The sequence below is a fragment of the Rhizobium sp. LjRoot258 genome, assembly GCF_964254185.1.
In the GTDB taxonomy this organism is placed as follows: Bacteria; Pseudomonadota; Alphaproteobacteria; order Rhizobiales; family Rhizobiaceae; genus Rhizobium.
In genome coordinates, this window is sequence record NZ_CAXUST020000001.1 from 2228968 (window position 1) to 2241341 (window position 12374).

General features: G+C 61.1%; 9 protein-coding genes. 3 read left to right on the forward strand and 6 right to left on the reverse strand.

Going from position 1 to position 12374, the window contains the following annotated elements; all coding sequences use genetic code 11:
• Positions 1 to 3: 3 nt before the first annotated feature.
• Entirely contained in the window at positions 4 to 1098 is a 1095-nt protein-coding gene (locus tag ACSQ9D_RS11090) for an AbrB family transcriptional regulator (RefSeq protein WP_436282282.1), read from the forward strand.
• Here ACSQ9D_RS11090 and ACSQ9D_RS11095 read toward each other — a convergent pair.
• Positions 1058 to 1894, reverse strand: a complete 837-nt coding sequence (locus ACSQ9D_RS11095; RefSeq protein ID WP_436282283.1) for an AraC family transcriptional regulator — start codon at positions 1892 to 1894, stop codon at positions 1058 to 1060. The genes ACSQ9D_RS11090 and ACSQ9D_RS11095 overlap by 41 nt on opposite strands.
• An 85-nt stretch (positions 1895 to 1979) precedes the next feature.
• Between ACSQ9D_RS11095 and ACSQ9D_RS11100 the strand changes: the two genes are divergently transcribed.
• Positions 1980 to 2387, forward strand: coding sequence for a DUF2000 family protein (locus ACSQ9D_RS11100; protein ID WP_436282284.1), 408 nt, complete (start codon positions 1980 to 1982; stop codon positions 2385 to 2387).
• A gap of 49 nt (positions 2388 to 2436) precedes the next feature.
• Here the strand turns inward: ACSQ9D_RS11100 and ACSQ9D_RS11105 are convergent, their stop codons facing one another.
• The 4 genes from ACSQ9D_RS11105 to ACSQ9D_RS11120 all read right to left on the reverse strand — a co-directional run bounded on the left by ACSQ9D_RS11105 (position 2437) and on the right by ACSQ9D_RS11120 (position 8859).
• Positions 2437 to 3102 carry an OmpA family protein gene (locus ACSQ9D_RS11105; protein WP_436282285.1) on the reverse strand — a complete coding sequence of 222 codons (666 nt, stop codon included), beginning with the start codon at positions 3100 to 3102 and terminating at the stop codon, positions 2437 to 2439.
• A 194-nt stretch (positions 3103 to 3296) separates the two neighbouring features.
• Positions 3297 to 4292 carry a flagellin gene (locus ACSQ9D_RS11110; protein ID WP_436282286.1) on the reverse strand — a complete coding sequence of 332 codons (996 nt, stop codon included), beginning with the start codon at positions 4290 to 4292 and terminating at the stop codon, positions 3297 to 3299.
• A 251-nt stretch (positions 4293 to 4543) separates the two neighbouring features.
• The gene (locus tag ACSQ9D_RS11115) at positions 4544 to 7696 is read right to left on the reverse strand and encodes an efflux RND transporter permease subunit (protein ID WP_436282287.1); all 3153 of its coding nucleotides are present in this window, start codon (positions 7694 to 7696) and stop codon (positions 4544 to 4546) included.
• Positions 7693 to 8859, reverse strand: a complete 1167-nt coding sequence (locus tag ACSQ9D_RS11120) for an efflux RND transporter periplasmic adaptor subunit (RefSeq protein WP_037119979.1) — start codon at positions 8857 to 8859, stop codon at positions 7693 to 7695. The genes ACSQ9D_RS11115 and ACSQ9D_RS11120 overlap by 4 nt, the downstream gene beginning before the upstream one ends.
• Positions 8860 to 9267: 408 nt before the next feature.
• Between ACSQ9D_RS11120 and ACSQ9D_RS11125 the strand changes: the two genes are divergently transcribed.
• Positions 9268 to 11748 carry an ATP-dependent helicase gene (locus ACSQ9D_RS11125; RefSeq protein ID WP_436282288.1) on the forward strand — a complete coding sequence of 827 codons (2481 nt, stop codon included), beginning with the start codon at positions 9268 to 9270 and terminating at the stop codon, positions 11746 to 11748.
• Positions 11749 to 11957: 209 nt separating this feature from the next.
• Here the strand turns inward: ACSQ9D_RS11125 and ACSQ9D_RS11130 are convergent, their stop codons facing one another.
• Positions 11958 to 12305 (reverse strand): hypothetical protein, encoded by a 348-nt coding sequence (locus ACSQ9D_RS11130; protein WP_047520372.1) that lies wholly within the window; start codon positions 12303 to 12305, stop codon positions 11958 to 11960.
• Positions 12306 to 12374 lie beyond the last annotated feature (69 nt).

Sequence of the window (12374 nt, forward strand, 5' to 3'; positions counted from 1 at the left end):
ATCATGCCGTTGTACGATGCCAGCCGCTTCCTTCGATACGCCAACCTGCCGCGATGGGCGTTGTTGCTCAGCATCTCGACCCTGCTTGTCGTCGGGCTCGAAATGCTCGGTCTACCGGCTTCGCTCCTTATCGGTCCGATGGTGGCGGCGATTATCCTTGCTTTGTCCATAGGCCAGGGATCACTTCGCGTGCCGCGCTGGCCGCTGCTCTTCGGGCAGGCGCTCGTGGGCTTCCTGATGGCACGCGCCATCACGGTCGATATCCTGAAGACGATGGCGACCGATGCGCCGCTCTTTCTCGCAATGATCCTTTCCGTCATCGTCGCGGCGGCTGGCCTTGGCTGGCTGCTGACACGCTGGCAGGTTTTGCCGGGAACGACGGCCGTTTGGGGCTCGTCTCCCGGCGCCGCTTCCGCAATGGTCATCATGTCCGAGGCCTACGGCGCCGACGCCCGCCTCGTCGCCTTCATGCAGTATCTGCGTGTGGTCTTTGTTGCCGTGGCCGCCTCGGTCGTTTCCCGCCTCTGGGTTGCCGCCGATGGCGGCAAACCAGAGGCATTCATCCTCTTCCCGCCAGTCGACTGGCAGGCGCTTGCCGCTACCATCGCCCTCACCTGCCTGTCAGCTTATGTTGCCGTGCGCCTTCGCATCCAGGGCGGCACGATCACCGTGCCTTTGCTTCTCGGCTCGCTGCTACAGGGCTTTGGACTGCTGACGATCGAGCTGCCGCTATGGCTTCTGGCGATCAGCTATGCCCTGATCGGCTGGAACATCGGCCTGCGCTTTACCCGCGGCATCGTCATGCACGCCGCTCGTGCCCTGCCCCGCGTTGCTGCCTCCATCCTGTTGCTGATGTCGATCTGCGGCTGCATGGCCTTTGCCTTGCACAAATTCGCCGGCGTCGATCCGCTCACGGCCTATCTGGCGACCAGCCCAGGGGGCGCAGATTCCGTCGCCATCATTGCAGCGTCCAGCGATGTCGACGTGCCCTTCGTGATGGCGATGCAAACCGGCCGCTTTCTCGTGATCCTGTTTACCGGTCCGATGCTGGCTCGCTTCATCGCGCGTCGGTCCGGCATTGCGGAGAAACCCGTCTGAGGTTCGCCCATTGGCCCGGCGTCATACCATAGGCCTTCTTGAAATGGCGGGTCAGATGGCTCTGATCTGCAAAACCGGTTGCCGCGGCAACGTCTGAAAGTCCTTCGCCCGCTCCGATCATGACGCGTGCCTGCTGGAGCCGTCGCATCAGAAGATACCGATGCGGACTGGTTGCAAAGGCGGCCCTGAAATGCCGCGCGAGGGAAAAACGGTCGAGGCCGGTGACAACCTCCAATTCACCGGACCGTACAGCTTCTGTCGCATGCGCTTCGAGATAGTCCCGCGCCAATCTTGTGCGCTCCCACGCGACGCTGCCGAGCGGCCGCTGTGGTGTCCTTGCATGCTTCGCAAGTCCGCCCGCAACACGCGAAACGAAATCATCGACGAAAAGCTCATCGAGCTCGCGATCCAGTTCGCCAAGAGCGGCGAGCAACGTGCCGGCCAGGATCGGATCGCCGATCACCGGTTCATCGACGAACGGCAGCCCGATCTTCTGCGCGTCCAGGCATTCGAACAATAGCGCCGGCTCCAGATAAAGCATACGATATTGCAGCCCGTCATCTGTGCCCGCACCGCCATCATGCTCTTCATCGGGGTGGAGGACGATCACCTGCCCCGGCATGCTGAAGCGCCGCTTTCCTCGATAGGAAAAAGTCTGCACGCCCTTGATCGTGACCCCTAGAGCATAGGTATCGTGGCGATGCGGCTCGAAGGCATTGCCTGAAAATTGCGCCTCGATCCGTTCGATGCCAGGAAAGGCCGGCGCGGTCAGGATCCCGTCTGTGCCGGGCTCCATGCACAAACGTTCAAGACCTTCGAAGGCGTGATTGCTTACATCATGGTCCAACGCGACTTTCGATCCCGCATGAAAGAGACTGGAAATGTTTGATACCAAAATTGCGATCGTTCTGCGAAACAATCTTGCATCCTGGCAAAAGCTGAACGTCACCGCCTTCTTGATGAGCGGCCTTGCCGGAGAGAATCCCGAGATCATCGGCGAGGCCTACAAGGATCGCGCCGGCAATCTCTACCATCCGCTTTCCATCCAGCCGATCATCGTTTTGTCGGCCGAGGGCGAGACGCTATCGGCGATCCACCGCCGTTCTTTGGAGCGCGGCATATCCTCGTCGCTGTTCATCGAGGAGATGTTCGCAACCGGCCACGACGCAGCCAACAGAGCTGTCTTTGCCGAGTATGCTCCTGATGATGCCAAGGTTGTCGGCATTGCCATCAGGGCGGAGAAGAAGATCGTCGACAAGATCACCAAGGGCGCGACGATGCACCAGTAACGAAAACGGCCGGGCGTTGGCCCGGCCGTTTTCATCACTGCAATGTTGATCAGCTCTGGGTCACAGGCGCGATCTGGATTTCGACGCGGCGGTTCTGGGCGCGGCCGGCTTCCGTTGCGTTGGAGGCGACCGGTTGCGACGGACCGAAGCCGACGGCCGAAACGCGGCGCGGATCGATGCCCTGGGTGCCGAGATAGTCGGCAACCGACATCGCGCGGCGCTGCGACAGGTCCTGATTGTGCTGCAGGCTGCCAGTGGAGTCGGTGTGACCGTTTACGTCGATCAGCGTGCGGTTGAACTTGCGCAAGACGATCGCGACAGAATTCAGCGTCGGGTAGAACCCAGCCTTCACGGCATCCTGATCAACATCGAACGTGATGTTGGACGGCATGTTGAGGATGATGTTGTCGCCGCGGCGGGTGACCGAGATGCCGGTTCCCTGGAGCTGAGCGCGCAGTTCGGATTCCTGCTGGTCCATGTAATTGCCGATCGCACCGCCCGCGAGCGCGCCGACGCCGGCACCAATCAGCGCGGCGTTGCGACGTCCAACCGGCGAGCCGCCGACAGCCAGGCCGGCAAGCGCGCCAACGCCGGCACCCAGCAGTGCCCCGCCTGACGTGCTCGACATCTTCTGCTCGCCCGTATAGGGGTCGGTCGTGGTGCAAGCACTAAGGTAGGTTGCAGCAACAGACAAAAGTATGAATTTCTTGATCATGGACAGCGGTATCTCCAATTCGGTGTTGATGCGACCAGTATTAAGGATTGCGGCAACAAGATGAAGCAGACGCTTCAGATACTGGAAATTGAGCAAAATGCACTGCTACTGCGGATCGCAAGCCACAGTGACAGGCTGAGTGGCCATGTCGCCCGTCGGAATACGGGCGACACGGCCTTTTTCAAGACGTCCGGTTAGAAGTTCTGGAAGAGCTGGCGAACCTTGTCGTAGCTGGCGTTGGCGATGTTCAGCGACTGCAGGCCAAGCTGCTCCTGGGTTTGCAGGGCCCGCAGCCGGCTTGACTGCTCTTCCATGTCGGCATCGATCAGGCGGCTGATGCCGCGGGAGTAAGAATCGTCCAACGATTGCGCGAAATCGCTCTGGATGCCAATGCGCTTTTCGAGTGCGCCGAAGGCCGCGCCAACCGTCGTCATCTGGTTCAGCATCATGTCGACGACGGTGATCATCTCCTTCACCTGCGCCTGGGTCGTGCTGCTGGAAACCCCAATTTCGACCTGCCCTGCCGTACTGCCGGCGCCCTTCAGCATCACATAGTTTTGCGAAGCGCCGGCCTCCGTCGCAAAATACGAAGAGGTGAGAGCGCCATACTCACCGGAGCCGGTCGTCCGATCATCAATGAGGTAGCGTGCATCCTTCGAGGTGGTCGCACCAACCGGTGCGAGATCGACCTCATAGCTGAGCATGTCGACCTTCACCGTGCCATCGGAATAACGGATGAAGGAAGACGGTATCTGCCTCGGCTTGGACGGATCTGCGGAACCATCGATAGCAACCCAGTTGTCGCCGTTAAACTCCGCGGACTGGGCAACCGACCGCAGTTGATCTTTCAGGTGAGCGATGTCCGTGTTGATCTTGTCCTTGTCGACGCCGGACTCGGTTGCTGCAACGAGCTTTGCCTTGATCTCGCTGACGAGATCGATCGCATTGTCGACGGCATTGTAAGCTGTGCCCATGGTCGCAGCCGCGAGGCCAAGGGCGTCGCGGATAGCCGACTGGGCTTTCTGATCGGTTTTCAGCGTCGAACTTATCGCCCAATAGGCGCCGTTGTCGGACGCTCTTTCGACTCTGAGGCCGGTGGATACCTGCCTCTGCGTCTTGGTCGTATCGCGACCGATGTCACGCAAAACATACAGCGCGGCATCCACCGAAGTGCGCCGATAAATCGTCAAGGTACTGTACTCCGAACACAACAATACGCGACTGATACAAACAAACCGGTACCGCGAACCTTCATGTCCGGGAGCGCCTCACACCGGCGCCGAAGCGGCCCTCCGAAACGCTGGAGAACCTATCGGTTTCTGTCGGAATGATTGCTGCTCATGCTTAAAAAACATCTAAGGTTTAGAGGAAATTCATCCAATCCTACAACTTTTCATAAACTATAAGTCGCAGCGTTTGCCCGCCAAGGCAGCGGGCTTCGCTATTCTGCCGCCTGCAGTCGGCCTGCCTTTGGTGCCGCGGGCCGCGACGCGTGAGCCATTTCTTCGTGGAGGCGCTCCTCTTCATGAGCATGCGGCTTCGCAAAGCGGGCGATAAGCAGGTAGGCGACCGGCGTAATGTAGAGCGTCACCAGCGTCGCAAAGCCGAGCCCTCCGACAATGACCCAGCCGAGCGCGACGCGCGCTTCCGCGCCAGCGCCATGCGCAAAGACCAGCGGAACGCCGCCGAGGATGGTCGCGATCATCGTCATCATCACGGGTCGCAGACGCAGCGCACACGCCTTCTCGATCGCTGTGCGCACATTCTCGCCGCGATCGCGCAGCTGGTTCGCGAATTCGACGATCAGAATACCGTTCTTCGCCATCACGCCCACAAGCAGCACAAGGCCGATCTGGCTGTAGATGTTGAGGCTCGATCCGGTGATGATCAGTGCGAAGACGGCGCAAGCGAGCCCGAGCGGCACCGTCGACATGATGATCACCGACGACAGCACGCTTTCGAACTGCGCGGCCAAAACCAGGAAGATGATGACGATGGCAAAGCCGAAGGTCAGCGCCATGCCGCTCGAGTTCTCTTCCAGTGTCGCGGCCTCAGCGAGAGGGACGAGACGCGCGCCCGGCGGCAGGACCGATTTGGAGATCTCGCTCACTTCCTTGACCGCATCTCCGAGCGAGAGACCGTTCTTCAGGCCGGCAGTGATCGCCACCGAGGCGAGCTGCTGTTCGCGGTTCAGCTGCGGCGCGACCGAGCTTTCCGTCAGCGACGCGATCACCGACATCGGCACGATCTTGCCATCACCGGTCTTCAGGAAGACGTTCTCTAGATCCGTCGGATCGTCGAGCGGTCGGGTGTTGGAGGTGAGCAGGACCGGATAGGCTTCACCCTTGACGAAAACATCGACAACCGAGCGCCCTTCCAGCAGCGACTGCATTGCCGTTGAGAGGCCGGTAATGTCGATGCCGAGATCGGAGGCGCGCTCGCGGTCGATCGTGACCGACACCTGAGCCTGGGTCGGCTCGTTGCTCAATCGCGGCGTATCGTAATGCCCTTTTGCGTCGAGTGCCTGGACCAATCGAGCGGCCGCGGTCGTCAGTGCCTCATGATCGTTGCCGACCAAAGCCATCTGCAATCCGTTGCCGGCGCCGCGAATGCGCAGGCTGTTCGACTGGATCGCATTGCCGCGCAGCGCCGGAACCCTTGCGGCCGCCCGGTTGATATCGGCGACGATCTCCGCCTGCGTGCGGTGGCGCTCGCCCCACGGCGCCAACGTCAGCACCATGAAGCCGCTGTTGACCTGTCCGCCTTGCCCGGAGATGGAAAAGACGTTGCTGATATCACCGCTGTCGACGAGCGGCTGAAGATATTCCTCGACCCGCTGCATCTTGTCGCGGGTATATTCGAGACTGGAACCCTGCGGTGTTGTGAGGCGCATCATCACCAGGGCGCGGTCTTCGTTCGGCGTCAGCTCGCTTCGAACCGTCGAGAAGGCCAGCACAGCCGCTCCCGCGAAAATCGCGGAAACGACGATGACGACGAGCGGCGCATTCAGGCAGGCATGCAACGACCACCGGTAGGTGTCAGCAAACCAGGTGCCGAAACGGCCGAGAAGGCCATGGTCCTCGAGCATCTCCTTCGTCAATATCCGCGAGGCAAGCATCGGGCACAGCGTCAAAGCGACGATGGACGAGAGGCCGACCGAGAAGGCCAGCACGAAGCCGAATTCGCGAAACAGGCCACCCACCTGCCCCGGCAGGAAGGAAAGCGGAATGAAGACTGCGGCAAGCGTCGCAGTCGTCGCGATCACCGCAAAGAACACCTCGCGTGTGCCAAGCACGGCCGCCGCCCGCGGCCCCATGCCTTCCGATCGGCGGCGCACAATGTTCTCGAGAACGACGATCGCGTCGTCCACGACGAGACCTGTGGCCAACACGATTGCAAGAAGCGTCAGGATGTTGATCGAGAAGCCGACGAGATAGACGGCCGCAAGCGTTCCGATCAGCGCCACCGGCATGCTGACGGCAGGGATGATCGTCGCGCGCCAGTCCCGCAGGAAAAGATAGATCACGCCGGTAACGATGACGGCGGCCAAGATCAATGCCAGCACGACCTCATGAATCGCCCCCTGGATGAAGACGGCATCATCGCTGGTAACGGCGATCCGCGTGCCCTCGGGAAGCGTCTTCGAAAGCTCGGCAACGGCGTCCTTGATGCCGTTCGAAATGTTCAGCGTATTCGACTGCGCCTGGCGGATGACGCCGAGACCGATGCCGGGAACGCCGTTGGAGCGCAGTGCCGTCTGTCCGTCGCGCGGTCCGAGCGTAACGTTCGCCACATCGCCGAGGCGCACGCGGTTCTGCAAAATGACGTTGGCGAAATCCTCCGGCGTCTGCAGACTCGCCATCGCACGCACGACGATCGTCTGCGTCGGGCTCTTCAACGATCCGGCCGGCATATCGAGGGCAGCGCTCGACAGCGCCTTCGTCAGATCGCCAACAGTCAGCCCGCGACTGGCAAGTTCGCTCTGGTTGACGTCGACACGGAACACCTTCTCCTGGTCGCCATAGGTTTCGACATCGGCAACACCGTCGACCGAGGCAAGGCGGTCGATGACCTGGTTTTCCACGAGAAGGGTCAGGTCATCCATGTTGAGCTTGGACGAGGTCACGGCAAGTCGCACGATCGGCTGAGAATCCGAATCCGCCTTGACGATCTGCGGCGCATCCGCCTCCTCGGGCAGACGATCTGCGATACGGCCGATGGCGTCGCGCACATCGTTTGCCGCGACGGCAAGATCGATTGTATCGGAGAATTCGAGCGTCACCCGGCTCTGGCCGAACTGCGAACTGGAGGAAATCGACTTGAGGCCGCTGACGCGAGCGGCCGCGCCCTCGATCACCTTCGTCAGTTCCTGGTCGATCGTCTGCGGCGACGCACCCTCGAAAGTGGTGCGAACGGTCACGACGGGCCGATCGACATCAGGCAGTTCGCGCACTTCGATTCCGCCATAGGCCGCAAGGCCGGCGACGATCATCAAGGCATTGAAGACCAGCGCAAGGATGGGGCGTCGGACGAACAGCGCGGTAAAGGTCTGTTTGCCGGAAGCCGGCTTGTCCTGCATCTCGATCACGTTCATTGCGTGGCAGGCTCCGAATTCGACGCGACTTCGCCGGCAACCCGCACCCCGCCGCCCTCACGGACGCGCTGCAGGCCCTCGGTGACGATGGCATCGCCATCCTTCAGATCGGCTTTGACGAGAATGTAGTCGGGATTGCGCTGCACGATACTGACCCGTACCTTGCCGGACTTGCCGTCGACGACCTTCCAAACAAAAGCCCCTTGCGAGTCCCACTGGACCGAAAGCGGATCGACCGCCGGATATCGGTCACCCCCAAACTTCATCCCGACATTGAAGGACATGCCGGCGCGCAGCTCGTCCGATGCGTTGTCGATGCGGGCCCGAACGCGCATTGTGCGGCTGGCGGCGTCGATGCGGTTGTCGATTGCTTCGACCGCACCCGAGAACACCCGACCGGGCCGGGCTACCGACGTTGCCTCAACCGGCTGGCCGACCGTTATGGTGTTGGCGAAGCGCTCGGGCACCCAATAGTCGACAAGAATTTCCGTTCGGTCGTCGAGCGTCGCGACAGGCGTGGTTGTCGAGACGTTGTCGCCGATGTTGATAGGGATAATGCCGACGATGCCATCGATCGGCGCAACGATGCTGCGGCGTTCAAGATTGAGCTCGGCGGCCTGCAGCTGCAGCCGCGCGCCCTGCTCCGCGATTTCGGCATCGAAGACATCCATGCGCGATACGCTGGATTTGATGTTGTGGTAGAGACTGGATTTCTCGATGGCGCTCTTCAGCGCCACATCCGCCTGACCGCGAGCGATGACTTGCTCTTCGCTGTCGAGCTTCGCAAGGACCTGCCCCTTGGTGATCCTGTCGCCCGATTTGATGAGGATTTCGCGGATCGTGCCGCTCGCCTGCGGCATCACTACGACGGAGCGGATCGCATCCCCTGTGCCGATGGCGCTCAACCGATCATTGACGACGCCACGAACAACGGCTTGCGTGGCGACCAGAACGGGGGCATTGGCGCCGCCACCGCGACGCCTCGACTGCCCTTCTCCACTGGCCGCCAGCTGCGGTACAGCCTCGTCGGGCGCCAGCTTGGAAACCTCCGAAAAGCCGGCCTTGCGCAGCGTCTCGCCAGCTCCCGGCACAAAGTAAACCCATCCAGCAAAGCCGGCAGCAATCACGACAAGGCAAACTATAAACTGCTTCCAAAATGGCATTCACGTCTCCAGAGGGACTAGAGGCTGGTCCAGGGTCTATCGAAAGAGGCGTTCGCAGGACAAATTGCCGCACGTCTGCGACAATATTGTCTCTTTGCTGATCACCGGCAAGCGAATTGGCCCCTCATTACTGAATTGTAATATCAAGACTGAGTTATCGACGGAGTATCGGCCAATCGCTCCGCGCAGGTTTTCGCAGAGTCTCTTCGTTCGGGTCAAATGACGGTTGTTTTCTGACGTTTATGAGGGATGCGGTACCGCCGGGAACGAATCTCGCCCCACATGCCGGCAATTCGCTGCCGTTGCTGCCCTCTCACGCCAGATACAAGCTGAGGACAGCCATCCGACCGGAATGAAAGCAGAACATCTTTTCTGGTCTTTCCATCCCGAATCACTACATTACGCGCCATGAGCAATAGTTTCGACGATATCCCCTTCTTCGATGAAGAGCCGGGCGAGCCGCCGCGCAAGCAGCCGACCCCCGCCGCTTCCGCCGCCGGAGGGCTCGCCGCCCGGGCCATGGCCGCTAGAGATGGCGGCAAGCGCCCCGATTACCTTTCCGGCTTGAACCCCGAGCAGACCGAAGCCGTCGAAACGCTGGAAGGCCCCGTCCTCGTGCTCGCGGGCGCAGGCACCGGCAAGACACGTGTCCTCACGACGCGCATTGCCCATATCCTCAACACCGGCCGCGCATTCCCCTCGCAGATCCTCGCCGTCACCTTCACCAACAAGGCTGCCCGCGAGATGAAGGAGCGCATTGCCGTGCTCGTCGGCGGTGCTGTTGAGGGCATGCCCTGGCTCGGCACCTTCCACTCGATCGGCGTGAGGCTTCTGCGCCGCCATGCCGAAATGGTCGGCCTGCGCTCCGACTTCACGATTCTCGATACCGACGACGTCGTCCGTCTGATCAAGCAGCTCATCCAGGCGGAAGGTCTCGATGACAAGCGATGGCCTGCCAAGCAGTTCGCCGGCATGATCGACACCTGGAAGAACAAGGGCCTCGGCCCCGGCGACATCGCGGAAGGCGACGCACGCGCCTTCGCCAACGGCAAGGGCCGTGAACTTTACTTCGCCTACCAGCAACGGCTTTCGACGCTGAACGCCTGCGATTTCGGCGATCTGTTGATGCACCCGATCGCGATTTTCCGGAAGAACCCGGATCTTCTGAAGGAGTACCACGGCCGCTTTCGCTACATCCTCGTCGACGAATATCAGGACACCAACACCGCCCAGTACATGTGGCTGCGGCTGCTCGCGCAGCGCCCCAAGGGTGAGCAGCAGAACGTTTGCTGCGTCGGCGACGACGACCAGTCGATCTATGGGTGGCGCGGCGCCGAGGTGGACAACATCCTGCGCTTCGAGAAGGATTTCCCGGGCGCCAAGGTCATCAAGCTGGAGCGCAACTACCGTTCGACGGCACATATCCTCGGTGCGGCCGGCCATCTGATCGCTCACAACGAAGGCCGCCTCGGCAAGACGCTCTTCACCGATCGCAGCGATCCCGAAGACATCAAGGTCCAGGTGCACGCCTCCTGGGATTCCGAAGTGGAAGCCAGGGAAATCGGCGAGGAAATCGAGCAGCTTCAGCGCGGCGATCCCGATGGCAAGCGGCATCTGCTGAACGACATGGCGATCCTCGTGCGCGCCTCCTTCCAGATGCGCGAATTCGAAGACCGCTTCGTGACGTTGGGCCTCAACTACCGCGTGATTGGCGGCCCACGCTTCTACGAGCGCCTCGAGATCCGTGATGCCCTGGCCTATTTCCGCCTCGTCGCACAGCCTGCCGACGACCTCGCCTTCGAGCGCATCATCAACACCCCGAAGCGCGGTCTCGGCGACACGACGGTGCGCGCCCTTCACGATTACGCTCGCGCCCGCGATATCCCGATGCTGGCGGCAGCCGCCGACATGATCGAGACCGACGAGTTGAAGCCGAAGGCCCGCAAGGCTCTCTTCGATGTCGTCCAATCGTTCCGCCACTGGCAGGGAATGCTCGAAAATACGCCCCATACCGAGCTTGCCGAGCAGATCCTCGAAGAGTCGGGCTATACCGACATGTGGAAGAACGACAAGTCGGCCGACGCGCCGACCCGTCTCGAAAACCTGAAGGAACTCATCCGCTCGATGGAAAGCTTCGAATCGATGCGCGGCTTTCTGGAGCACGTCTCGCTGGTCATGGACGCCGAGCAGAATGAAAATCTCGACGCCGTCTCGATCATGACGCTGCATTCCGCCAAGGGCCTGGAGTTCGACACCGTCTTCCTGCCGGGTTGGGAGGAAGGTCTCTTCCCGCACCAGCGTTCGCTCGACGAAAGCGGTCGCGCCGGCCTCGAAGAAGAACGCCGCCTCGCCTATGTCGGCATCACCCGCGCCAAGCACCGCTGCCACATCTGGTTCGTCTCCAACCGACGCATCCACGGTCTCTGGCAATCCACCATCCCGTCGCGTTTTCTCGATGAACTGCCGGAAACGCATGTCGAAGTGGCGGAAGCCGAGCAGAGCTACGGCGGCTATGGTCGCGGCGGCTACGGCCAATCGCGCTTCGACAAGGCCGATCCCTTCGCCAACTCTTATTCGACGCCGGGCTGGAAGCGTGCGCAGCAGAACAAGACGGACGCCACCCGCGACAACTGGGGCACCCGTTCCGGCCACGCCGTGGAACGCATCGGCTACGGCGAAAGCGGCCCGCGCGGCCGCACCATCGATGGCGAACTGGTGGCAAAATCCACAGCGACCGAGCCCTCGAAGTTCAAGACCGGAGACCGCGTCTTCCACCTGAAATTCGGCAACGGCAACATCATCGAGATCGAGGGCAACAAGCTGACCATCGATTTTGACCGGGCTGGCCAGAAGAGAGTGCTCGATGGGTTTGTGGAGCGGGTTTCGTAGAGCGGAAATCAGCCTGCTCGCCAACCTCGTCCTCCCTCCCGCATAATGAACCCCGGCGCGCGCTGATTGCGGGAGAGAAGGAGGACGCAGATAAAACGCTATTCGCTATCTCTGATCGCAGCCTCGCTCATGGTCGCCGTCTATGCGAACGGCCGCGCTTGCCGCGACACCGAGTAAGTCCGAACTCACTGAGCGGGCGTGGCGCCCGCTCACCCCAGGATCGGCATCGATCCCAGTCCCAGTATGTCATTGATCAATGCCAGCCCGATCCCGGCCGCGACGACCGCGATGCCGATCAGAAACAGCCGTCTGGCACGATCATATTTGGCAGCAATCAGCGAGTCCCGAGCCAAGAGGTCGGCGAAAACCTTGACCTGCAGAGCTATCCCCACAGTGAGGAGCAACATCGGAAAGATGTCTATCCGGCTCCAATCGTTCGGATTGGAGACCCAGCGACTTATGAAGCTCAAGGAAAAGCCGAGAATGATGCCGGCTGCTGTTAGCGAGCCGTTGCGGAATGTCGCGTCGATCTTCTCCTCTGGACCGGGCTCGGTCATGGCTTGGGCTCCGGGTGATCATCTCGCAAAGAAAGGCAGAAATTCCCGGAGTGAGCAAGGCCACGGCTC